Annotated in this window: 20 protein-coding genes; 7 read left to right on the top strand and 13 right to left on the bottom strand. The window is 55.5% G+C overall.

Annotated elements, in window-relative coordinates; genetic code table 11:
- Positions 1-230: 230 nt before the first annotated feature.
- The 4 genes from BM131_RS17120 to BM131_RS17105 all read right to left on the bottom strand — a co-directional run bounded on the left by BM131_RS17120 (position 231) and on the right by BM131_RS17105 (position 7,611).
- Positions 231-2,417: a UPF0149 family protein gene (locus tag BM131_RS17120; RefSeq protein ID WP_090191421.1), complete on the bottom strand. Its 2,187-nt coding sequence runs from the start codon at positions 2,415-2,417 to the stop codon at positions 231-233.
- 258 nt (positions 2,418-2,675) lie between these two features.
- Entirely contained in the window at positions 2,676-4,685 is a 2,010-nt protein-coding gene (locus BM131_RS17115; RefSeq protein ID WP_090191419.1) for a type IV secretory system conjugative DNA transfer family protein, read from the bottom strand.
- A 2-nt stretch (positions 4,686-4,687) separates the two neighbouring features.
- The gene (locus BM131_RS17110) at positions 4,688-7,066 is read right to left on the bottom strand and encodes a relaxase/mobilization nuclease domain-containing protein (protein ID WP_090191418.1); all 2,379 of its coding nucleotides are present in this window, start codon (positions 7,064-7,066) and stop codon (positions 4,688-4,690) included.
- The gene (locus BM131_RS17105) at positions 7,063-7,611 is read right to left on the bottom strand and encodes a hypothetical protein (RefSeq protein ID WP_139222679.1); all 549 of its coding nucleotides are present in this window, start codon (positions 7,609-7,611) and stop codon (positions 7,063-7,065) included. The genes BM131_RS17110 and BM131_RS17105 overlap by 4 nt, the downstream gene beginning before the upstream one ends.
- Before the next feature lie 656 nt (positions 7,612-8,267).
- Here BM131_RS17105 and BM131_RS17100 point away from each other — a divergent pair.
- Together BM131_RS17100 and BM131_RS17095 are read left to right on the top strand one after the other, a co-directional pair.
- Positions 8,268-8,969: a ParA family protein gene (locus tag BM131_RS17100; RefSeq protein WP_090191415.1), complete on the top strand. Its 702-nt coding sequence runs from the start codon at positions 8,268-8,270 to the stop codon at positions 8,967-8,969.
- Positions 8,969-9,451: a hypothetical protein gene (locus tag BM131_RS17095; protein WP_090191413.1), complete on the top strand. Its 483-nt coding sequence runs from the start codon at positions 8,969-8,971 to the stop codon at positions 9,449-9,451. The genes BM131_RS17100 and BM131_RS17095 overlap by 1 nt, the downstream gene beginning before the upstream one ends.
- Before the next feature lie 262 nt (positions 9,452-9,713).
- On the opposite strand, the gene BM131_RS17090 is transcribed toward BM131_RS17095, so the two are convergent.
- Complete coding sequence (locus tag BM131_RS17090; protein WP_139222678.1) at positions 9,714-10,049, bottom strand: hypothetical protein; 336 nt, start codon at positions 10,047-10,049, stop codon at positions 9,714-9,716.
- A 382-nt stretch (positions 10,050-10,431) separates the two neighbouring features.
- On the opposite strand from BM131_RS17090, the gene BM131_RS20025 reads away from it, so the two are divergent.
- Together BM131_RS20025 and BM131_RS17085 are read left to right on the top strand one after the other, a co-directional pair.
- A complete protein-coding gene (locus BM131_RS20025) occupies positions 10,432-10,668 on the top strand; it encodes a hypothetical protein (RefSeq protein ID WP_139222677.1) in 237 nt (78 codons plus the stop codon).
- A gap of 36 nt (positions 10,669-10,704) precedes the next feature.
- The gene (locus BM131_RS17085; protein ID WP_090191408.1) at positions 10,705-11,097 is read left to right on the top strand and encodes a site-specific integrase; all 393 of its coding nucleotides are present in this window, start codon (positions 10,705-10,707) and stop codon (positions 11,095-11,097) included.
- A gap of 421 nt (positions 11,098-11,518) precedes the next feature.
- Here the strand turns inward: BM131_RS17085 and BM131_RS17080 are convergent, their stop codons facing one another.
- From BM131_RS17080 to repA, 3 genes are all read right to left on the bottom strand, one after another.
- Entirely contained in the window at positions 11,519-12,700 is a 1,182-nt protein-coding gene (locus BM131_RS17080; RefSeq protein WP_090191406.1) for a helix-turn-helix domain-containing protein, read from the bottom strand.
- A 238-nt stretch (positions 12,701-12,938) separates the two neighbouring features.
- Positions 12,939-13,889: a plasmid partitioning protein RepB gene (gene repB, locus BM131_RS17075; protein ID WP_090191405.1), complete on the bottom strand. Its 951-nt coding sequence runs from the start codon at positions 13,887-13,889 to the stop codon at positions 12,939-12,941.
- Positions 13,879-15,081 carry a plasmid partitioning protein RepA gene (gene repA, locus BM131_RS17070; RefSeq protein ID WP_090191403.1) on the bottom strand — a complete coding sequence of 401 codons (1,203 nt, stop codon included), beginning with the start codon at positions 15,079-15,081 and terminating at the stop codon, positions 13,879-13,881. Before repA ends, repB begins: the two co-directional genes overlap by 11 nt.
- A 1,033-nt stretch (positions 15,082-16,114) precedes the next feature.
- Between repA and BM131_RS17060 the strand changes: the two genes are divergently transcribed.
- Both BM131_RS17060 and BM131_RS17055 read left to right on the top strand, forming a co-directional pair.
- Positions 16,115-16,456: a type II toxin-antitoxin system RelE/ParE family toxin gene (locus BM131_RS17060; RefSeq protein ID WP_090191400.1), complete on the top strand. Its 342-nt coding sequence runs from the start codon at positions 16,115-16,117 to the stop codon at positions 16,454-16,456.
- Positions 16,453-16,746 (top strand): helix-turn-helix domain-containing protein, encoded by a 294-nt coding sequence (locus BM131_RS17055; protein ID WP_090191398.1) that lies wholly within the window; start codon positions 16,453-16,455, stop codon positions 16,744-16,746. Before BM131_RS17060 ends, BM131_RS17055 begins: the two co-directional genes overlap by 4 nt.
- A gap of 477 nt (positions 16,747-17,223) precedes the next feature.
- Here the strand turns inward: BM131_RS17055 and BM131_RS17050 are convergent, their stop codons facing one another.
- Positions 17,224-18,144: an ArdC family protein gene (locus tag BM131_RS17050; RefSeq protein WP_090191397.1), complete on the bottom strand. Its 921-nt coding sequence runs from the start codon at positions 18,142-18,144 to the stop codon at positions 17,224-17,226.
- Between the two features lie 599 nt (positions 18,145-18,743).
- On the opposite strand from BM131_RS17050, the gene BM131_RS17045 reads away from it, so the two are divergent.
- Positions 18,744-19,130, top strand: a complete 387-nt coding sequence (locus tag BM131_RS17045; RefSeq protein ID WP_090191395.1) for a hypothetical protein — start codon at positions 18,744-18,746, stop codon at positions 19,128-19,130.
- A 368-nt stretch (positions 19,131-19,498) separates the two neighbouring features.
- On the opposite strand, the gene BM131_RS17035 is transcribed toward BM131_RS17045, so the two are convergent.
- The 4 genes from BM131_RS17035 to BM131_RS17020 form a co-directional block, all read right to left on the bottom strand.
- The gene (locus BM131_RS17035; protein WP_139222676.1) at positions 19,499-19,741 is read right to left on the bottom strand and encodes a hypothetical protein; all 243 of its coding nucleotides are present in this window, start codon (positions 19,739-19,741) and stop codon (positions 19,499-19,501) included.
- Positions 19,742-19,836: 95 nt separating this feature from the next.
- Complete coding sequence (locus BM131_RS17030) at positions 19,837-20,349, bottom strand: hypothetical protein (RefSeq protein WP_090191390.1); 513 nt, start codon at positions 20,347-20,349, stop codon at positions 19,837-19,839.
- 207 nt (positions 20,350-20,556) lie between these two features.
- Positions 20,557-21,846, bottom strand: coding sequence for a Y-family DNA polymerase (locus BM131_RS17025; RefSeq protein WP_090191388.1), 1,290 nt, complete (start codon positions 21,844-21,846; stop codon positions 20,557-20,559).
- Positions 21,843-22,223, bottom strand: a complete 381-nt coding sequence (locus BM131_RS17020) for a LexA family protein (protein ID WP_425434317.1) — start codon at positions 22,221-22,223, stop codon at positions 21,843-21,845. The genes BM131_RS17025 and BM131_RS17020 overlap by 4 nt, the downstream gene beginning before the upstream one ends.
- Positions 22,224-22,383: the final 160 nt, after the last annotated feature.

The raw sequence follows: 22,383 nt of genomic DNA, 5'->3' as shown, positions 1-22,383 counted from the left end.
ACGACATCGCGCTTGATGAGATGAGCCCAGTCCCGCAGGCGTTGCAGGGTTGCATTTTGTTTCATTCTTGCCCGTTACATGATCCGGCCCCGACAAGGCCGTTTGCTAAAATCACTTAGCCGACTTTCGCTGCACTATCGAATGTGGGCGGCAAGGGTGTAGCAGATTGCGATTATCGGAGCCTACGAGTGGTGGCGCGGATGCAAAGCAGCACATGTGGGAACAAAAGCTCATCCGTCGACAGCCCTTGCTGCCATTGTTGCGAGCCAACCGGGCAACAGCGGCTTCAACGTGGACTGGATGTGATCATCTGATCCGCCATCCTTGATCAGTTTCAGGATTTTCTGATCATCCTTCGAGAGCCCCCGCTTCGGCCAGGCGGCAGAGATGGTACTGGCAAGGGCAAAGCCAACGAGCCATTCGCTGAAACGGTGTGCCGCGCGTGTCCTCAGACACGACCCGATGTCCCCGTCAAAGAGGCCGTCTTGAATGACGCCGTATCGCATCATGATGATGTCGAGCACGCGCTGTACTTTGTTCTCACCGGGAAACTCGATCCCAGCAAAAAGCGGTGGTAACCAGTCTGCTGGGGTCACGAACCGCGGCGCCACGATCACGGCCGTCAGATAACCATCAATCAGATCCGGACTGAGAGGAGTTTTGTGCAGCAGGCGCTCCAGCTCACCTTTCGTTTCAGGGGCGATCTCGGAACCAATGTCGTCATCAGCCTCTCGCTCGTCCAGCGAGTGCTCACCGTCGGGACGCAGCCCATATCTGTCCTGTTCTGCAACATCCAATGTCATAGCAACGATCATCTCAAAAATAGGTATTTTTTTGAGTGCCCGGCCGGTGTCCATACCATGCGCGACAGTCGCAAAAACCAGCCACGCGTCGCCGCCATCATGGCGCAAAATAGCGGCCGACCGTGCGAACAGCGATGACCAGAAGCCGCGTTTCGTTTCCAAATGCGCCCAAACCACCTGCGTGGCCTGACGCTCGGTTCTGACCTCCTCCAAAGCTGATGAGAACTCCGCATCGCTGACAAACCAGCTCGATGATATCTCATGGTCCCGCAGCCACGAGTTGCTGCGGCCAATAAGCTGTCCGCGTTTTACCGCGGATAGACCGGTCAATTGGGCGTCCGGATCAGCGATGTCGGTGACAGACGCTGAGATATTGGATGGTGCGATGCCGCGAAGTCCCAGCATCTCTGCCACATCCAAAAAGCCCGGTGCAGGGGGCAGGTTACCTGCGAGACCCTCGCCAAGCGCCGCGGCGAGGGCAGCAGGCAGATAATCTACCGGCACCGTGTGCATCGGCATCGATACTTCGATTTCAGCAAGGATGCGCCGCTGATCACTCGCACTGCTACAGGGGATGGCATAGGCGTCCTTGATGCCGTGACCGGTCTTAAGCAGCAGCGCCGCAATGCATTTTTGGCCACCGTAACTGACACTCGCTAGGATGCTCTGACTGCCAGTGCCGTCGGGCAATGACGACACCAGACGATGAAGTGTCCATGACCGAGGCGCAGACCCACCAGAGGGTTCGCGCCGTAGCGATTCCTTGATCCCACGATCCAAGATCGTCTTGGTGTTTGGGTCCGGGATCCACTTGCGCAGTTGGATCAAATCAGAGAGCCCGCCTGCATCCACGCCGCCCGCCTGCGCGAGCTCGGCAAATCCTTGGGCCGCCGCAGTACGCATCTCTCCCACCGGATCGAGCAGAAAATAGCGTCCTGTCGAAACTAGTTTTGGGACACCCCGGGCTATCAATTGCGTCACCAGGAGGACTGCCACGGGCCGGGGCATCGCCCCGATAGCTTCTCGCAAGATCATATACGCCGGATAGCCCGTGACATTGTCTGGGATCACATCACGCATCAGCTCAGCAATATCGGGCATTTGCGTGGTCGCGGTGTACGCATCGTTAGCTGCGACGTCCGAATTGAGGCGGATTCCATCGGGAGGCTCCAAACCGGCATCAATGAACGCCCGACATAGCCCTATCTTTTGTCGGTTGTTAAAACTCTGTGATGCCACTTTCAAATCAAGCCAGCCATCAACTAACGCAAAAAATGCCGCAGCATCCTTTTCGCGGTTCTCGCGGTTCATGCGCATGGCGGCAAGAACAGCGCTGAAGAGCGCCAATAGGTCGTCTGGTAGCCCCGGCTCATCGTCCATCAGCGCAAGCATGCCAGACACCGCATGAAGATTTGACGCAATGCGCGGCGCCCAGAAGTCAGCCCATCGAAAAACCAGGTGGTCACCCCCCTGCCCGGGTCGTTCTGCGATACACGCCTGAAGTACATTCTGTCTCATGACCGTGATCTTATCGATTCCGGACGGCGGATAAAGGCCCGGATTGCAGATGGCGACAAAGCCATAGCCACTCGCCCGCGACCATTGTGAAGACATAAAAAACGGTCCTCAATTCCGACGCGAAAACCTTGGAGTCGATCTATCATCCTTTTCGCAGCGGCATCTCCGCACGAACTGTAGGAGAGACGGACGCAGACCACCACCGGTCCTGCCGGAGACGACCATAAGCATTTACATCCTCCAGAATTGGCATGCCTGGAGCGATACGACGGTCGAACGGCAGTTCGCCAAACTCAAAACAATTTATCGCTTCGCCGTTCGCGTTGGGCGATGACCGCAGCCGAAGGGTCCGGATCAAGCGGCCTTCGGGCCCCCTTCCTGTTTCAACTGGTTTTGGGCGCTGTTCATTGTATCAACCAACGCAGCTTGCGCTGCTGGCCCTAGCTTCCCCTTCGGCTTTGCTTTCACGGGGGCCTTTTCGCGACGCCTTTGTGGCACGGTTGTTTTCGGTTCACGCGCCTTCGTCATGTTCTCATCGCGTTGTCCAATCTTAGCATTCTGCGTCTCTGTGGCCTGCGTCGCACGTTTCCTGACTTCCGTCATGGTCATGGCACGGTGCTTCGGATCGTCGGCTTCTGGGTAGGGATAGACGGTCTTATCCTGAGCTTCGTAGATCGCTCTGATCTGCTTGGATTCATAGTATTTGATGCGGTCGCCCAAAATCGGGTTCTGGCTGTCGGGAACAATGAGAATCTTGTTGGGGTCCATCTGCCGGATTTCCTGCTTTGTCAGAAGCGGGCGCTTTTCCGTGCCGGTCGTGACACCGCCGCCGCCAAAGCCGACAGTCTTGACCTCTTTCTGACGATTCTTGGTTGATCCCGTTCGATCCCCGAGCAGGGTCTCGATCTCGCTGGCCGTGCGGTCTTCCTTGGGCGCAAGATAGAGTTTGACCTGACAGGCGCTTTCAATCGCCTGCACTTCCTCCGGGGTGTATGGAACGGACAGAAGGCCTGGAACGGACTGAGTAACAATTGCGAACCGTCCGCCATGACCAGCCGTTTGTTTCATGGCCTGAACAACAAGGGGCATGTGGCCCAACTGGTCAAATTCGTCCAACAAGATGAACACTGGAAAAGGCTCGTCGGCCTCCGGCTTTGACGAACGCAGGAATGAAATAAGGTCCGCAAAGAAAAGCCGGATCAGGGAATTGAGGTCCTGAACGTCGTCGGACAGCACTTCCAAATAGATCGACATTGGCGTGCGACGCATTTCCCTGAAGTCAAAATCGCTTGTGCGTGTGACGCGCTCCACTTTGGGGTTCGCCCACTGCGACAGGCCCGCTGTGCTCAAGATGGAGATAAAGCTCTGCGAGATTTTTGCGTCCAGCGATGCCGTGTAGTTAAGTTGGCGTGCTGCGGGCGGATACTGGCATTCCTTTGCGGCTTCCAGCAGGCGTTCGGCAGAGGACTTGCCAATATCCGCCCCCTCGCCCGTTCCGAAGATGATCCGGTAGATTTCCCCCATCGTCGCATTGCCACGTTGAACGGCAAGGATGCCTGCGGAGATGAACAGCAGGATCGAACCATCCAGCCAATCTTGATTGCCGTCTGATTGTAGAAACAGATGCGCGACGCGGCCAATCGCCGTCCAAAGCTCCTCCATGTTTTCAATATCAGCGACACCTGCCAAGGGATTGTAGTTGTGCGTCGGGTGCTTGAAGTCGAACGGCGCGAACCGGAAAACTTTGTCGCCAAGCTGTGCACGCGCTCTTGACGTCTCGACCCACAGCTCGCCTTTCACGTCCAGCGCAACCATAGAGCCGGGAAATGTCAGTGCGTTCGGGATAACGAAACCAACGCCCTTACCACTGCGCGTCGGCGCGACCAACAGGATGTTGCTGACGGTGCTATAGAGTGCCGCGATGTAGCGGACACGGCGGGTGTTCAGAGACTTGTTCTTTTCGGGGTCGGTGTTGTTGGCCTTGATGTTGATTGGTCGATCTGGGTGCTGTGCTGGCGGGGCGACATGCTCACCAAGGACAAAACCAGCGCCCGGCTCATTCAGCATCAGGTTTTTGCGGACGCTCGATTTAGACTGAAACCGTCTGTCGCCATAGTTGACGAGCCGATCCTGGGCCACCGTCACAAGTGCGATCAGCAGGAAAAATGCGACGGCGGCCAACACGATCAAATGGCCGGTTAGATACGGCTGTTGAACCAACATGCCAGACATGAGGGTTTTGGTGTGCAGCATGAGGTCGGTTGCCAGAATGTCTCGCCCCAGGGCGATCGTCAGAAAGACGCTGGAAATACCGGACCCGGCGACAAGACCGCAGATAACTGCGATCAGACAGGCGACGGTCATTTTCAAATCGAAAGCCCGCGCGAGCGCGCATAATTCGGATCGACGGCCTCAAGACCGGTTTCAATTTCATCCAGTCCCAAGCCCACATCGACAGATTTTGCGCTTTTCAGAAGCTCCTTCGCCGCAAGTCGCTGGTTGGCGGGCGTATCGACGTATTCGCAAAGTGAATCCATGTTGCCGGATGCCACCTCCTGCATGGCCCCCCTGCCCTCCAAGGCGACAAATGCCGTCAGCATTTGACGGCCTGCTGCACTGTCCGCCAGATCGGCGCGGTCTGTCGCTGCAGCGGTGTTGGCCACGTCCTGCATGACACGGGCCACGCCGTCACGATCGTAGACCTTGCTGTCAGCGATGATGGTCTCTTCGACCCTGCCAAGTTCCATCTGCCAGTCGCGGTAACGGCCAGCGGCGACTTCGTAGTTCTCTGATACCATCCGAGATTCGACGGCCTTCGCTCCGAATTTGCTTTCGATTTGCAGAACGCGGCCCGCGGCCTCCTGCCGTATCATCGCTTCGTTTTGTTCGCGGGATAGCTCGGGCCTCAAAACCTGCCGATCATCCTCGGCTGAACCAAGATCGTTGGTCGCAACGGCCATCATTGCGGCTTTAATGTCTTTGCCGTGCCGTGCGAAAATCTTCGGCGCGACAGCATCGAAAGCCTGCTCCTGCTCTTTCGTGAGATCGCCGCGCTGCTTTGCCGTCGCAAGGTCGATCAACTCGTTTCCAAGCTGATCGAGCGCACGTTCTTTGCCAGGCTGACCTTTCGTTGTTTCCGCTTGAGAGAGCGCAATCTGCATCCCCTCAAAACGATCAAGCGGGGTCGAAACTCCATCCTCGACGACGAGAGTGGTTGCTTCTTCAATGCGGCGGGACGCATCTTTAAAAGCCTCCACGTCGCGTGGCGGCATTGGCATCGCGGCGGCAATCGCGGCTATGTCGCCCCGTTCCATGCGGGCGTTCTCAACCGGATCGCCAATCGCATTAATAAGCCGCTCTTGCACCGTCACAGGGTCCAAGCCCATCTGGGCACCTTTCAGGACGTAGGCTTTTATCTCCTTGGGGATTTCTGCGAGCCGGTGGTTATGCATTTCCGCATAGGCGTCAGCCACGGCGGGCATAACCGCCCTGAACCTGTCCGGCACTTCGCCGGTCACAAGGTAGGTGTCCAAGATGTTCTCAATGGCGAACTCTTGCAACAGACCCGCATTTTCTTCGGTGATATACAGGGCTGCGCGGGCCTCCAAAGCGCCGGCGTCAGGAATGAGATACGACGACGGCGCTTCTTTGTAAGCGGGCCAGATCGTGTCGTTCGTCAAGTCCGGGGTCACGTCTGTTTCGATGATGTTTAATGCGGAGTCGATCTTTGACATGACCGACGCACGACGGCTCTGCGGCAAAGCGTCAATGGCGTCTTTGTTCTGCTCGGCCCATCCGATCAAAGTCGTGCGTATGTCCTCGCGGTCTGCGGTGACATCAAGGTCAATGTCCATCATCTGTCCTTTCGGGACTGCATTGCCTGCGAATAGGGCTGCTGCTGAAATATACGCACGCTTCGCAATCATCGGTGCGCCGATGGTCTCGGCAAATTCGGCCAAGGTGGTGTAAAGCTCTGCGGTCTCCTGGATATCCTGCCTGCGCCATTCAGAGGTCAGACTGCTTTTGACTTCGGGGGTTGCGAGTGTGCGGCCTTCGCGGGCGGCAAAGACTGCGGCACTTGTGATAGGTGCGCCATAAAGGCCCCGGTCGGCGCGTGTCAGGCTTTCAAGCCGCAGGCCGTAAGTGTCGGCAATGTCGGTCATGCGGTCCCGCATCATCTGGGGATTGAAAATCCCTTCGGATGATATGGAAAACCACGTCCCATTTTCGCCACGATTATTCAGAACGACATGAACATGAGGATTGGCGGTGTCAGTGTGCAGGACCGCAACGTATTCCCAAGTCTCCGCGATATGCGTCTGATCCTCGAACATTTCAGCGCACCACTGTTGCGCGATCACGAAGGCGGCGTCCTGGGACACGTCGTCGGGGAACGACAACACCATGTGGCTAGTATGGCCGTTGCGGGGGCGACCCTTCCAGTTTTGCGCCCATGCGCTCATCATCTGATCAAGATCAGCCTGGGCAAAAGCGTCGTCATCGATGCTGACGCCGGGGGCGAAGCCGAAGATGCCCTTGGCCTTGCCGTTCACATAAGCCAGCTGTCCCGCCAGTTGCTTTTGATGCTGAACGCCAGCGCCAGGGATGCGCTTGACGAAGGCGCTGCCTGTCGAGGTCAGGCTTTTCCAGACACGATTGCCACGCGACGTTGCACCGCCAACGGACGTATGGCCCGCACTGCGCCGCGCCCGGATCATGATATCATCGTAGAACCCGCCGCTCACAGGTGTTCTCCCGCGTGCAATGCGTTCCGGCCTTGCTGTCGCACCTCGCTGAAACCGACAGAAATCAGCCTGTCGACGACGGTGAAGGTATGCCGAACTGTCGCCAGAAACTGCTTATCCTCTGGCGATAGCTTCGCCCCACCCCTCAAAGCCGACCTGTTCATCGCGTAGGTCAGCTGATTGAGGTTGCGCCCCTGGGCACGCAACTCGCGTCTCGCCTCGGTCAGATCGAGCAGTTCATCGCGACGCAGCTCTAGGAAACCCGTCGCGGAGCGCACCAGTGAGCGCAAGGCGGCGGTTCGCGAAGGCAATCCCGCATCCACAATGAAGACGTCCAACGCCCGCAACTCTACGTCGGACAGGCGGAATGTGATGTTGTGGGAGGCGCGATCCGGCTTGGTATGGCCGTGACCCCGATCCTTTCGCAAAGCGTAGATCGTGGAAATGTGGACGCCAAATTTTGCCGCGACCAACTTTGGGGTCTCGCCCTCCAAGAGCATGTTCGAGGCCGCGATTTTGTCCTTGGTCTTGAACGATTTCGGCATTTGGAAAGCCCTAAAACGAAAATGTCTTGCAAGCTGCATATCCTGCTACCCCTTCCCTAACATTATAGATATGTGCGCGCAACTATAGCTCTGCCACATATCTATAATTTTAGTCCGTTTGAGCGACCCGCAGGGACGCGACGGAGCGCCCACCGGGGTAGCGACGGAACACCGTAGGTGTGACCGCCTCGAAGGGGCGAAAAATGTCCACAGAGGCCTCAAAGCGGGCCTCTCATTGCGAAGTCGGGCCTTGCCCCACCCTGCCCCACTCACAATCCCTATGCTTCATTGGAAGGCGGAAACGGCATTTCGATCCAACGCCTCAAGGCGCGATCCCGATGAGTTCCATTTGCCAGTGCGCCTGCGGTTGCTGCCAGCATCAAATCCATCCGTGCTGCCAAAGGCTTTGGGCACACGGTTGCAGGCAGAAGGTTAAAGGCAGGAGGTAGGAGGCTGCAAAAGTAGAGGTCAGAAGTTTTAGGCTTCGGGACAGAGCCTTCAGGTGATGGGCAGAAAGTTGTAGCCGCTTGATTTCAGGTTTCAGGCTATAGCCTACAGGTAGCAGGTTGTAGGTTATAGGTGGCAGGCTGTAGGTTACCGCCTAGAACAACACAGGCTCCAAGACATGCACCGGCTCCGACACTGAGGACAGCAGAATGAAGATCATTACTTTCGCTTCAACCAAAGGTGGAGTCGGCAAGTCCACAACTGCAGCCCTCGTTGCGGACAGCTTCTTTCGGAGCGGTCAAACCGTCCAGATCATTGACTTCGACAATCAGGCTAGTGTCACAAACTGGGCGATCCCTGTTTGCGCACGCAACGAAGGCATTGATATCATCGACTTTGATATACGGCACGAAGCGACAGTGGCGGAGTGCTACAATATGATGCTGGACCGGCTTCAAGATGACGTTGATTGGATCATAATTGATACGAAGGGCGGTGAAGATGCGAAGCAAATGGCAGCTCTTGCAATCTGCGACCGCGTATTTTCGCCGTGTGGCCCTGAAAAGAACGAAGTAACCGGCGTTGAAAAGACATTAGCCTACTTTAAAATTGCCCTCGAAGCGACGGGCGATGACGACACAGACCCCAAAGACTTTCTCACTGTCATCTACCAAAAAGAGGGCCAATTTCCGAACGCTCAAATGCTTGCTTATGAAGAACTCATCCATGGTCATTATGGCGCGATCAAAGGATTGCATCGCTCAAGCGCGATCAAATCGTTTATTGGTGACGATATGACCAGCGACGAAGCAATCGCTGCGGCAGAAGCTGATGGTCGAAGCTTTGAGGCGATCAAAAAAATACAGAGGGCCGCAGATGCGTTGGCCGCCCTTATCACGGGAGAATTTTAATGGCTGTTGAACGCAAGCCCCGCCAAAAGATGCCTGTTCCGGGCCTCACGGACCGAGACCGGGCTTCCATTGCAACAACAGCGAAGGCGAACGGTCTCGGTAAAACTGAAGCTGACACGTCACAATCAGAGCTGACGCCGGCACCAAGCAAAGCGCCTCCAGCTGACATACAGTCCGATCACACGCCAAATGCGGCACCTACCGAACAACAGTCTTCGGATGAAACAGTGAACATCGCTCCACCCAACACCGCGCAGACCCCGACTCGCAAACCTGAACCGGCCGCAGCTGCCGTTGAGCCCAAGCAACTGCGGGTGACTGTGGCTCATTCGAGCGACCTCGCGCTCGCCATACGCGACAAAATATTGAGCCTGAGCCCCGATGCTCGAAAGTTCGCAAGCCCCGCGATTTTGCTGCGTGAATTCCTGCGGGAGCATGACGAAGAACTGGCGCAGATCTTCCGCAAGACGAACGGCCTTTAATAGACCGCATCGTTTCATGATGGCCCGATTGGCATCTCTTCCGGCCGGGCGACAGCGACAGCAATTACCCGTCCCTTTGGTATGCGTAATCCAAAGGCTTCGCTCCGGAGCCACGCGGATATCGCCCCAAGCTTCCAGATCGATCCTGGCCCGGCTTCTCCGCGGCTAACCGCCCTCTTTCGGTCGTTTCCAGCAATCGCGTCGGATACTGTACGAGGACCGCGGAGGTTTGAAAGGTTCGCTGTATCGACTGTGGCAAAGGTCATAGTGACGGTCCAGTCTGGGTCAGAACTGCTGCCAGGCGTTTAGGCTCCCACATGCGCTTAATCAACTTTGCATCCACCGATGGTGGCGTCGGGATATCAACACCCACGGCCCTTCGCGCTGACGGATTGTTCCGTAAGGGCGAAAGTATCCGGCTGATCGACTTCGATCCGAAGCGGCCGTTGAACAAATAGGCAGAGCCGATAGCGCTGCGGTCCCCTGCCCTCCTGATGTCGCGGATGCGCACTTCCTTGTGCCACTCATTAATTCTCAGTTTCTGACGCGACTTGCAGATGTTCTCAACCGCCCGAGCAATCATCACGGCTTCGTTCATTTCCGGCGGTCGTCCACCACGCGTTTGGGTGCCCGCTGCGGCTGTCAGAAGAGATCTGGCGATCGGCAGCGCTTCGTACGCTTTGATCAGCTGTTAAAGACGGGTTCGTTTGACCCCAAGCTGCCGACAGGCTGGAAGAAATTTGGCACGATCAGGGTGGGCTTTGTTTGCCAAGCGGCAGATCACCGCCTCCCGATTAACTGCCTGTTCCCATGCCGCATCATCTACGATGATGATGCCTGATTGATCCACAACGGCCAAAACCTACAAGAAAGTACCTCATATCCGATAATGAGACTGTAGTTAGGGGGGTAATAATATTTATTTAACGATATCAGTATGTTATACTATAATTATTTAATAATAACGATGCAACCGCGGTATGTCAGCCAAGGTCCTGAAAGAAGCGGGCTTTTCCAAAAATGGCAAGCCGCATCCAAATAGCACCTTGCGTCTAAACATGTCGACGCGGCACATGGTCTGCGCGTTGAGCGATCGCGAGCACCCCTTCAATGATGCCCGCCTGAAAAAGTTCTTCGCGTGGCCCGGCGCAGCCGCAGCGGCCGACGCGGGCGTCAATCAAAGAAGGCGATCACCTGGGACATCATATTCCGTATGAACAAGGTAAACTCCTTTTACTAAATACTGAACTTCGATGCCATTTCCGACGATCCCGGGAGAGCGCCTCACCGCATTTCGCGACCGTACACTGCTCGCCTACTCTTTTGCCTCCGGCGGCCGTGGGCGGAATGACATTGCCAACCTCACGTTCGAGATGATCGAAGATATGCCAGCTGTCATGCCTGGGACGCAGGGTGTCGATCAAATGTTGGCCGCGGCCAACATTCCGTTAATGCGGATCAGTTTGTGGCGATCGAAGACCATTGATGATGAAGCAGACATCTATGTTTACCGGACAGGCGAAGTAGATCTGCAGTTGAATAAATTAACTATGCCGTCGGAGATTAGTAGCAGGCCCATTTTCCCGAGCGCTCATAGGTGGGGAAATATCGCCGCGCAGGCTTGGATCATGGTGGCGTCAATTTGAACATAAAGATGAGTATCGAAGATTTTGATAAAAACCTCGTTGACTAGAGTGCTCATGGACTGCGTTCAGTTTAGTTGACAACGGCCGGTTTGGACGGAGTCTGGCCGGGGGTCTGCCATGGTGCAGTAGGGTCATCGCACTGACCCGCATGCAATGGCATATTGTAACGAACAAGGTAGGGATCAGAGAGACACAGCCCCAGTCATGGATCCTTGAAAACCTTGAAATGAAGTTGGCCGCGGCAAGCAGCGCTGACCCATTTGCTTGGCTCAGGTGAGAAGCTGCTATTGCTGGGCTATCCTGAATGAAAAGACGCATTTACGATCTTTCGTTTCACAAGAGTTGGCCGCGGCCAACTGCAGTTCAATTTCGGTGATACGAGCCACATTAACGGAGTAGGGATCTGTTGGCTGCATTATTCTCAGGCATAGCTTCTCACGTCGGGGATGAACGTTTGGCTCAGTCTGTTGCCGGTCCTCAACAAGCGCCCAAAATAACTTGTGGGGTCGGCAATGGTTGCAACACGTGCGGCGATTTCATTCTGAGCTTCAAGCGCAACTTGCCAGCCTTTCGATGCGATGCCACTTGCCAAAATATCAGGGTCAATTCTCAGCATTTTTCCGAACTCATATACGATTTGGAGGGCGTGATGATCTGATCGCGGCATATCGGGGTAGAAATTTCGAATATGCGTGAGTCTATGCCAGAGGTTCGTCAATGATTGGGGGGTTATTTTTTTTGTATATGATTTTGTAGGTTCTTTGTGCCGGTCATTTTGTCCGTCTGTGGCGGACGTTTCATGCGGTTCTGCGTTGTGTTTTTGCGCTACACAGGAGGCTTTAACCGGGATGTAGATCTCGGTTTCGTTCGAGGTTTGAACCGGACTAGTCACGGCACAGGTGGCAGCGATGATGCCTTTGAGTTTAGATATGATGGCGCGTGCCTCGATGACCGTCGTCGTGGCACGACGTAGAATATTGCGGATGCTGTCGAGAAAATTTGTGGCCTCCGTGTCTACGTCGAGGTCGAGACATGTTATTCGGAGCGACTGGATGCAGGACCGCAGCCCGCGTAGCTCGGCGGCGTCATCACGGCGTCGTTGCGCTAAGTGGATGATTTCTGCCGACCGCGCCAGAAGAGGTGATAGGTCGATCCCGAAAGCACCAATGACCTTGCCAGATCGCTGGATGGGAAATCGTTTCCCGTTGGCGCTGTCTTTTCGTGTGATCAGGCCGACATCTTCGAGTGTCTCCAGATGCCGACGCAACTGGCGGTCGGTTATGCCTTTCGCCCGGAAGCAAAGTGTGGCGTTGGCGGCGTAGACTGTCAGCAGCGTTAGCGGTGTAATTGGACTGTCGGTACCCGTTTTGGGATCCTTGCACGGCAGGCAGCTCAACAGGGCGTCGATGACGACAACCGATGCGGGGCGCAAACCAAGATCCTTTGCGGCGGTATTGACCGCGGCCAACAGATCACGGCGCCTGACCGGACAAAAATGCGGCTGCTGCGCAACCGTTCCGACACCATCGAATGCGGTGTGTTCATCTACGGCACAGATCGACTGTGCCTCGGCTTCAAGAGCCGTTGCTGGGTGGTGGTACATACATTTTCAGACGACAAAATGATACCGGTCACCGAAATCGGTGTTGCAGCGTTAAAAATTTAGGGGTACCAATAAATTGCAGTAGATCGGGACCCTCTGGAGCGCTTAACCGCCTTCGGGGGGTTTCTTTTTGTGTGGTGCCTGCCTCCTCTAACTGCGGTTATTGTTGGTTTGGTGAAGTTGGCCGTGGCCAACTAAATGAAAACAATGGGTTACGGGCTGTAATTCCGTATGTTCACTATTTTTCATCCTTCCAGGCCGAATATAGCTTTTCGAGATTGTCCTCGACGAAGCCAATGAAGCCGTGTTCTTTTTTATCCGATATTTCAATCGTGAGTCGGTGCCCCTTCACCATGTACGCGACCGGTGTGTCACCTATCTTTCGCGGCGGGGCAGGGGGGGCAGCCATACTCTTGGCAGCCCGCGCGGGCACCGCATGTTCCGTTGCCTGCATGTCTTTGATAATTGTGGCAATCTTTTCAGCGCCTGATCCTACAGTGGGAAGGAGCGCCACCGCATCCTCATCGGTCGGTCGGCCTTCCAGGCCGAAAAGACGGCGTAGTTCCAACCACTGCCTGCGGCCGACGTCATGGGCCGCGCCGATGCCGTAGATGACATCCTCTGGAACATCCTTGGCAACACCAATCAGTTTACTCAACGTCCCCTTGTCCACGGCCAAAACGTCGCAGATCTCGGCGCGCGTAAACCCCTGGTCTTCAAGTTTGACGGAAAAGATGGCCTGCTCAATGAAGCTGCGTTCAAGGCGGGCCGAATTCTCGAGGGCTTGGGACACCAGCGCTTCGCGCGGATCCATTTCCTTGATGAAGGCTTTGACTTGAATGCCGAGCCTCCGGCACGCCGCAATACGGCGACGACCATAGACGACTTCGTAGCGCGGTCCAGCACCGCGGCGGTATCTTAGAAGGGCAGGGAGCTGCTGGCCGGATGTCTGGATGGATTCGACGAGGGCGTCGAGCTCGACGCTGACATCGAAGCGGTCGGCGATATCGGAGTCGGCAATGTCGTTGACATTGACGTCCTGCGCCGACTGTGAAGAGACTTGAGCCAGAACATCCGACATACTTTTGAGCGCACGCGGAGCACCCTCATCCGTACCGGACGGCCCAGGGGTGGCGGCAGTTTTGGACCCCATCTGCGCAAGGCTGCGTGACAGCAGATCACGTTTCATTACTATCTCCTCGTCCCCATGAGTTCTGAATCATGATTTCAATGTCGTTGGAGAATCCGATGACGGATTCCAATGCGCGTTCGTATGTCTTGCGGTTCTTGACGGCCGACAGATCAACTTCGAAGATTGTCTTTTGGGAGAGGCCGGCCTCACTGACCGCGGAAGACTTGACGAAAGGCGTTTTTATGACGCTGTCGCCCAAAAGCTCCCGCATCCATTCGGATAAGTCTTGCTGTGTGCTGATGGCCGTATCGAACCGCGTCAGCAGATATGCGAAGTTGTCGTAGGCGCCGATTCCGCCATTCGTATGAAGCACTTCGAGAACGCCTGAGGCCATCGTCAGGAATTGGCTTGCAGAGGCCAGATCGACGCGCTCGGGAATGATGGTCATCAGAAGTGAGGTCGACGCGCACACCGCCGACATTGTCAGGTATCCGAGTTGAGGAGGACAGTCGATCAGAACGATATCGTAATCGTCTTCAACCTGCCGTAGCGAGTCCCGGATCCGATTGAAAAATACAGGCTGCTCGCCGCGGCTAAGGGCCATAGGCGTTTCGGTCTCGAACTCCGACAGCATGATGCCGCCAGGAACGATATCGAGATTGGGAAAATAGGTCTTTTTGAGTACATCAACGATCGGGACGCGCACGCTGTCACCATCATTGTAGCGAATTGCGTCGTAAAGGGTGCCACCTTTTCTGAAATCGATCTCCGGCTGATAGCCGAAGAACGTGGTCAGGGAGGCTTGTGGATCACTGTCGAGCAAGAGTACACGATACCCCCTCATGGCGAGCCGCATGCCGAGGCTTATTGTCGTGGTGGTCTTGCTTGAGCCGCCTTTGAAATTCACGGTAGACCAGATTTGAAGCTTGTCACCGGGTCGCCGGCCCGGGAGGAACTGGAGAGGATCCTTAGCGTTCTGCGCCAAGATGTGTCGGATTTCGATGATGTTCTCTGCCGTATAAAGGCGCTTGTTGTTCGCCCCTTGCTCGACCTCTGGAATGCGACCATCGAAATGCGCTTTGCGAAGGTACCCGTCACTGACGCGCAGCAGCTCTGCCACTTCAGGCGTTGCAAAGCTACGGAGGGTCTTTTCCTCTTTGGGGGCGAGGAACAGCTTAGACATGTGTTCCAAAGCTTCGGAAAGGCGCTCTGCGTCTTCGCGCAACTTATCGTGCAGCACTGAATGCATTGTGGTAGGCCCCGCTCAAAGTGTCCCGACTGGCGTTACTGGACTACATAGTGTCTCGTTGGAGACCAGAAACGCGTAGAACTTATTCTTGTGTCGTATTGCGTTACAGCTATGACTGCCCACCTTGACGAACTCAAGAAAAATTTTCGCCCCGACACGGCTCATCTCGAAAAAAAACAGTCCAAACCTGCTATCTGCCTTCATGCAGTGCATGAGCCATGCAACTTAGCAAGTTGATTTTATGCAATAATTCTATCCACAGGTTGTCCACAGGCGTCGTTTGTTCAATTTCTGGAACTTTGATTTGAATGTCCGCCTGTACAAGCAAGTAACGCGTTTGACGATAGATTGGGACGAAACGGGTTTTGGATTGTGGTTGCCACGATTCTCCACTTCACCGGAACGCTCTACTCAATTCCGACGACTTCAGGCGCTTTAGCGTTACGCAAGCGCACGCATGTCGAGATGGCCTCCCAAAAAATGGGCTTCTTTTTCGCATGAGGTCGCAATTATTACGACATGGAAGTGTGATGAGGTCAGACATATGGATGATGAACGCGCTCCGGCAGACGCTTGGTCCCGATCACGGCAAGACGCTGCGCTTCTAGGCCCAATAGGTCGCCCAGATCTACGGCGCATCTGAGCGCCTGTTCCCCGGCGGCGAGACCGCGGCCGAGATCGCAGATGAAGGCTACCGGTTTCGTTTGGCGGAGCCGATCAATTTATTCCTGACCAGGCAGAGGAGACCGGCCAAGGGCGACATGACCTGCCCCTACGGCTCGGTCGATAAACCCGATGTCGGCGATTTCCGCATCTGCCTTTCTAAAAACGGGAGAGAGCAAAGCAGGGCTTCCGATCACCGTGTGGATTGCAGCGCTTTGTCTCTTTGCAGTCTTCAATACGTATGTCGCTGCGATTGCCAACAGGGCAGACGCAGATCCAGCAATGCCGGTCTTTTGCTGGCTTGCGCCCAATGACCTTCGTCTATACGTCATTGACACATATGTCGGTGAAGCATATATGGTGAACAACGATGACACGATTGCAGACTGTGGTTGAACTGCCTGAATTTCAGAAACGCGCCAAGGCAATCATGTCCGAACTCGAACGGGAATTCGCAATTAATTTCATTGCGGCCAACCCGGAGGCTGGCGTGTCCCTTGGCGGCGGGCTTCGCAAGGTTCGCATCCCAAGAGAAGGGGGCGGAAAGAGCGGCGGTTACAGGACGATATATGTGTTTGGCGGAGCCCACATGCCAATCTTCCTGATCACGGTCTTTGCCAAGAACGAAAAGGCCAATTTGTCAAAGACGGAGCAGGCCGCAGCGGTAGAGATGAGCAGAGCGCTCGTCGCAAAGTATGGAGACGCAACATGAGTGCTTTCGATTCCCTGTCCAAAGGCCTACAAGAGGCGCTGGCCTTTGCGAATGGAGAGATTTCTCACGCCAAGGTGCATGAGGTTTCGGTTGCCGAAGTTGACGTAGCTGAGGTGCGCCAGAAGACCGGTCTTTCACAGGCCGAATTCGCCAGGAGCATTGGTGTGGCAAAGGGCACGCTGCTGAACTGGGAGCATGGGCGCAGACACCCCACGGGTCCAGCACAAGTTTTGTTGGCCCTGATCGCAAAGAAGCCTTCTGTCGTACAGGATTTGCTACGGGACGCGTGATCTCGTGCGCAGGCCCATTCCTTTCAATTCGAAAGCTAAGTTCGCGTGTCTTGTCGATCATGTTCTCCGTGCTGCATTAGCTGGTGATGCTGGCACGAAAGTGGTGACAATTGGGGGCGCTCAATACTTGGCATGAGGCTCCAATGCGGCAGACGCCTCTAAAGTGAACTGAACCAGACCCGATTTCGCTATGCCCTTCACTGTATTGAGACAGTTCATGACGGACAATGACGAACCCCTTGCAATGCTGTCTCCTTGTAACATCGCATTGAAGGGATCCAACGCGGCCTGACGCCGGGCCGAAGGTGCTGGCCGTCAGGCTGTCTTTTTTCAGCGGGAACCCGCTAGAAGAACAGGCGGCGCAGGGGGCGGGCGCAGCTCGTCGCCGTGCCGCGTCACCTATCCTCACGCAGGCACCCAAAAACCCCAACCATTTAGGCCGGGGTTCAAGATGGTTCAGACTGTCAGGAACTAGTTTCACGCGGCGGCGCGGCCGTCCTCTGCGATGGTGTTGGCGTCGGCTGCCGCAAGAACAAAATCCACGGCCTTTTGTGCTTCCGCCGCGGCTTTGAAAATCAGCCCTTTGTCAGATTTCAACGCCGCCAACCAACCTTCGATATAGGCTGCGCTCTGGTCAAATTCTGGTTCAACGCCAAGGTGAACGGCCAAAAAACAGGCCCCTATCTCGGCCACAAGTTCCTCCTGCGCATAAGCGGATTTAGTGCCAAACTTTTTCAGACGGTCGAGCCGCTTTTCTGCTCTGGTCCAGTGCGTGATTTCGTGAGCCAAAACGCCATAGTAGCGGGCGGCATTGGTGAAAGTAGCAACGGGTGGCATGTGAACCTGATCTGTTGCGGGGCGGTAGTAGGCGCGGGGATTGTCAGTGGTGACAATATCCACGCCAATGCTGGCAAAAAATGCCTCTAGGGCTGGGTCTGCCTGGGTGCCTAGATCGCGGGCGGGGTCAGGCTGAATGCAGTATTCAGCGGGCAAGCCTTCGATCTGATCCGCGTTAAAGACGTTGTTCGCCTTTGCAAAGGCGATCCGCGCTTTGCCTTCGCCTTCGTTGCCGCCGTCGCGCTGCTCGCCGTCCTTCTTTTCAAAGGTGCCATAGAAAACGCTGCGGGCGCATTTTTCGCCCTCCTTTACGGTCCCGCCAAGCTTCTGCGCCTGATTAAAAGTCATCCAGCGTTCGGATGAATAGCCACGCTCGGACGCCGCTGCCCAAAGCATCAGCACGTTGATTCCGCGGTAGCCTTCGCCATTGTGACGAACGGGCAGGCAAGCGCCAACTGTGCCACCTGTCCACGGCTTGCGCCAAGGCGGGGTGCCTGCCTCGATCTGTGCGATGATGGTATCAGTGACGTGCTGGTGAATGTCCAAACGAGCTTTAGCCATGATCTTCGGTCCTTTGTGGTGGTGCCGCGTTTCCGGTCTTGATGCCGAAAATCGGAGCGGGGTTTCAGGAGAGGACGCGCGAAGCGCGCCCCTCTCCTGAAAGCCTGCCTCCCGGCGAGGGCAGGGGGGGGGTGCCGCCGCAACTGGAAAATCAAGCGGACAAGGGGGTGGTGCGGCCCGCAGCCGAAGGCGAGGACACGGCCCCGCAGGACGCGCCGTATTTTCTTGTTGCGGTGGGGGACCAGCGGTCCCCTTCTTTCTTTCTTTTTTCCTTAGCGGCGCAGCGGCGTTCGGCTTGCCCGAACCTCGCGCCGCGCCCCATGCGATCGTTACCCGCAAGGGCGCATCGGCACGGCCCAGGACGACCATGGCCGAAGGTTTGTGCGCTGGCTCAGAGAGACAGGGCGCGGGCCATTCGGACAGGGAGGATGAGACGGGACGTTGCGGGCGAAAGCCGGTCTGCTGGCTGTAGCCTGAGAAGCGCGGTGACACCCCGAGGGGGGTGGCAGGGGCCATAACCTTCATGATTTCGGATTCACAGATCAGCGGTTCTATGATAGAAAACGATCAACCCAAAAATGTGCAGAAAGAGGCTGTCGATGCTTAAGAAAGACCTCCGTATCCGCATGGATCGCTGGATTGTCCAAGCCCGTCTGGCGGGTGGCCTCGATGATGAAAGTGATGCCGAAGCGGCACTGCGCAGCGCGGCGCTGACCTTTGCATCGCAGGATCGGATCGCTCGCGCTCAAGGTACGCGCAAATGGCTGCACACTGGAACGCAAGTTTTGAGTGTGTTCATGGTCGCAGCCGCGAACACGCCGACCGGTAACGCCGGATCGCTGTCGGGTCAGGCAGATCAGATTCAACGGATCTTCGCCAACCTTGCCAAAAATGAATCCTGCGACACCATAAAAACAGAACTCGAGTGGGCAGCAAAGCTGCACTCAAAGCTGTTTGCCTCGGCGCTTTTGGCGTTCGCGGTTTAGATCAAGAAACAAGAAAATATCTAGGCAGTGCGAGGGGCGAGGTAGCGCCTCCGCTCAGCCCGCCGCGCTATGCGCGGCCCATTTTTGCTATGATCGCGGCCAAGCTGGTGCCTGAGTTGACGGCCTACCATTGCGCGAAATGTTCGCGGCATGACTGACCTCGTGCAAATTCCAGATCACACTCTTTGGCTGAAATATACCTGTGGCAAGGCAGTGGCGGTTCGTGTTGCTGATGCCATAGAAATGAAGTGCCAAACGATTAACGATGTTAGGCGTGTCGCTCGCTGTGCCAAGTGCGGCGCGAGGGTCAAAACTGTTGTCTACGGTATGCAAATATCGTGGTCGCTGGCGAAAGATCGAGGCGGTGACTAAAGCTGCGCGGGGTAGGTGGGGAAAACGTCGTCAGGTATTACCTGCTGCGCCTCGTCGGTGTCGTCAGGTTCAAAGGTGATGCCGGGATATGTATTGCAGGGGCCGTAGGTCACGCCACCTTCTTCAACGTATCCAAGCGAACCTAGAAGCCAAGCGCGGTGTAGCTCCGACCTTGCAATCAAGCGGCGGGTGAAGCGCGACATTTCAGAACCGCCGTGACCTCGTAGATAAGACACCATCAAAATCTCCGTTTTCGCTTTGTAAAAAAAGGAGTCCAAATTTATATCCTAAAAAATTGAAATCGTTAAAAAAACTACAGCCTAGTCATAGGCCATTACTTACGTCGTGAAATTACGCCGTCTGGCGTAAAGCCGTCAAAGGTAACATCGGTTTCGCGCGACATGCGTCCGCCGTCCGCCGACACAACGATCTTTGTGTCAGGCGTAAAGCGGAAAATTTCACCGGTGCCTTCAAGGTGGGTCTTTTGCGAGTCCCGCTCGACCACAACGCCGCCGTCTGGATCAATGCGGATCACGGTGCCGTCCACCTTAATCTGAATCTGGTGATCGTCTATAATGAGACCAGACCAACCTAGATCACGGTCGCGGCGAATCACGATTTTATCTGAGTGCATCTTGATCTGCACATCTGAACCTTCAGCATCAGCGGCACGCATGACGACAACCGCCTCTTGATCTTCTGGCTTCGCGGCCAAGCGGGCAAACGCCTCCTTTGGACGCCAGAAATACGGTACGTCCCGCTTGGTTTTATCCTTGTTTTTGTGAAATGCGATCAGCAGCTGGGCGCTGTGCCAAACCGCTTGGATGGATGCTGGAACAATGGACATTTAAGCGGCCTTTCTGGCTGTATTACTTAAGGTTGAATCTAGCATAAACCGCCAAAAATCCAAACAAATAAGGGGTTTAAGGCGATTTAATCGCCTTAAACTGCGCTTTGTGTTGCGCTTATTTTGGTGCGCAATAGGTGCAATATCCGGTCGGAATGTTCGTGCCGCTTTCGGCAAAACTGCCAACGGGAAGATCATGCCATTCACTTATCTGACCACTGGCAAATCACTCAATCTCGTCGTGTATCGCGGGCTGTGGTGATCTGATCGAAGCTGCCATGACCGCTTCATTCCTTCACTGGCTAAAACTATCGTCTTTTTGCCAAACCGTCCGTTCACCTCGTCCAAGGCTTGCATCAGGGTTGGTGATTGATCTCGCTGCATATCAAACAGGGTCAGCGGCCTTTCATCGTAGGGCAAAAGATCATCGAGCATGATGCCTGCCTTCGTAAACCCATACGATTCCGCACCGATCTTGGGCCAAGCGGCTAACGCACAGCGTTTGGCGGCGCCGACAAGATCGAAAGTGTCCGAAGACATTCGCGTCAGCCTTGTTGATTTCGAGCCAGCGTATTGCGGACGATCCTGACGGTGGCGGTTCGTATGGAAAAACACAGTGAGGTTTCCGGCCACTAAACCGTGCTGTCGCAGTTTTTCGGCGGCGCGTGTCGCGTGGGCTGTGATCGCTTGGAAAAGCGTATCGAAGTCCTTCATCGGCTTGCCAGATGACCGCGTGACCGCCATGCCTTTGCGCTGCGGTTCCACGTCATCAAATGCAATACAGGGCTCACCCTGAAGCTCTAAAACCGTGCGTTCCAGCACGACAGTTCCAAGAGCGCGGGCTTGCCGAAGTGGCATGTCCCGCAATTCAGCAGCGGTCCCTATACCGATGCCTTCCAGCTTTGCTTGCGTCTTTCGCCCGATCCCCCAAATGTCACCGACGGGCACAAGCGGCAGTAGCCAGTTGGCAAGCGATTCATCCATCATATCGAGCACACCTGCGAAAATCGGGTTCTTCTTGGCAATGTCGTTCGCACACTTTGCCAAGGTTTTCGTTGGAGCAATGCCTACCCTGACCGGAACGCCGATCCGCCGCAGCACTTCGCGGCGCAGGGATTTTGCATGTGCTGTGCGATCCCTAAACCCGGTGAAGTCTAGAAAACACTCATCAATCGAATAGATTTCGACCGTGGGCGAGTAGTCTTCATACACCTCCACCACGCGGCGGCTTATGTCGCCATACAAGGTATAATTTGACGAAAAAACACGGATGCCGTGCGCTTCAACCTTATTGCGGATTAAGTGAAGCGGTTCACCCATCTTTATGCCCAACGCTTTAGCTTCATCGCTACGGGCAACGGCGCACCCGTCGTTGTTAGACAGCACGATAACAGGGACATTCTTCAGCGTTGGGTCGAAAATCCGCTCGGCGCTGACGTAGAAGTTGGCGTTGACGTAGAAGTTGGCGCTATCGCTGATCGCGATTGGCCGGATCACTCTAGATCATACCGGCGCACGATGCCGGCAATGACTCCCCAAATCTCGCTGTCCTCAGTCAACTCTATGTCTGGATAGGACTCCCGGCTGTTAGCCGGTGCCAGGTAGTATCTGCCATCCCGCTTGCGCAGTATCTTCGCCGTCACCGCACCCTCAACCACAGCCAAAACAGCACGTCCCAGCCGCCGCTTGCCTGCGCGATCGACAGCAATGATGTCACCGTCCCGAATGCCGACATCCCATAGGCAGTCGCCTTCTACGCGCCACCAAAAGGTTGATGCGGGGTGCCTCACAACCCAAGCGATGGGGTCAATCTCGTCTTCGAGATCATCACCTGCGGGGGACGGAAACCCTGCGCTGGCCCGCATAGCAGGCATGCCAATGATATGTTTGTCGGCTAAAATCGGGGCTTCGATGGGATGAAGGGGCATCCGCGACTCCTCTGTTGTTCTTGTTATGTTCCGCTTCTATCTGATACCCGTGTGTCTCCTGTCAAGCAGTTGTCGAGAGGCGGTTTGACGGCTTCCGCTTCAAGGG

This window comes from Loktanella salsilacus (assembly GCF_900114485.1).
Classification (GTDB): domain Bacteria; phylum Pseudomonadota; class Alphaproteobacteria; order Rhodobacterales; family Rhodobacteraceae; genus Loktanella; species Loktanella salsilacus.
This window is presented reverse-complemented; position numbering and strand designations above follow the sequence as displayed.

Excerpts from the sequence above, each read along its gene's own strand:
- BM131_RS17120 (WP_090191421.1), bottom strand. The coding sequence starts at position 2,417 with ATGTCTTCACAATGGTCGCGGGCGAGTGGCTATGGCTTTGTCGCCATC.
- BM131_RS17115 (WP_090191419.1), bottom strand. The coding sequence starts at position 4,685 with ATGACCGTCGCCTGTCTGATCGCAGTTATCTGCGGTCTTGTCGCCGGG.
- BM131_RS17105 (WP_139222679.1), bottom strand. The coding sequence starts at position 7,611 with ATGCCGAAATCGTTCAAGACCAAGGACAAAATCGCGGCCTCGAACATG.
- BM131_RS17100 (WP_090191415.1), top strand. The coding sequence starts at position 8,268 with ATGAAGATCATTACTTTCGCTTCAACCAAAGGTGGAGTCGGCAAGTCC.
- BM131_RS17095 (WP_090191413.1), top strand. The coding sequence starts at position 8,969 with ATGGCTGTTGAACGCAAGCCCCGCCAAAAGATGCCTGTTCCGGGCCTC.
- BM131_RS17090 (WP_139222678.1), bottom strand. The coding sequence starts at position 10,049 with ATGAACGAAGCCGTGATGATTGCTCGGGCGGTTGAGAACATCTGCAAG.
- BM131_RS20025 (WP_139222677.1), top strand. The coding sequence starts at position 10,432 with ATGTCAGCCAAGGTCCTGAAAGAAGCGGGCTTTTCCAAAAATGGCAAG.
- BM131_RS17085 (WP_090191408.1), top strand. The coding sequence starts at position 10,705 with ATGCCATTTCCGACGATCCCGGGAGAGCGCCTCACCGCATTTCGCGAC.
- BM131_RS17080 (WP_090191406.1), bottom strand. The coding sequence starts at position 12,700 with ATGTACCACCACCCAGCAACGGCTCTTGAAGCCGAGGCACAGTCGATC.
- repB (WP_090191405.1), bottom strand. The coding sequence starts at position 13,889 with ATGAAACGTGATCTGCTGTCACGCAGCCTTGCGCAGATGGGGTCCAAA.
- repA (WP_090191403.1), bottom strand. The coding sequence starts at position 15,081 with ATGCATTCAGTGCTGCACGATAAGTTGCGCGAAGACGCAGAGCGCCTT.
- BM131_RS17060 (WP_090191400.1), top strand. The coding sequence starts at position 16,115 with ATGACACGATTGCAGACTGTGGTTGAACTGCCTGAATTTCAGAAACGC.
- BM131_RS17055 (WP_090191398.1), top strand. The coding sequence starts at position 16,453 with ATGAGTGCTTTCGATTCCCTGTCCAAAGGCCTACAAGAGGCGCTGGCC.
- BM131_RS17050 (WP_090191397.1), bottom strand. The coding sequence starts at position 18,144 with ATGGCTAAAGCTCGTTTGGACATTCACCAGCACGTCACTGATACCATC.
- BM131_RS17045 (WP_090191395.1), top strand. The coding sequence starts at position 18,744 with ATGCTTAAGAAAGACCTCCGTATCCGCATGGATCGCTGGATTGTCCAA.
- BM131_RS17035 (WP_139222676.1), bottom strand. The coding sequence starts at position 19,741 with ATGGTGTCTTATCTACGAGGTCACGGCGGTTCTGAAATGTCGCGCTTC.
- BM131_RS17030 (WP_090191390.1), bottom strand. The coding sequence starts at position 20,349 with ATGTCCATTGTTCCAGCATCCATCCAAGCGGTTTGGCACAGCGCCCAG.
- BM131_RS17020 (WP_425434317.1), bottom strand. The coding sequence starts at position 22,223 with ATGCCTGCTATGCGGGCCAGCGCAGGGTTTCCGTCCCCCGCAGGTGAT.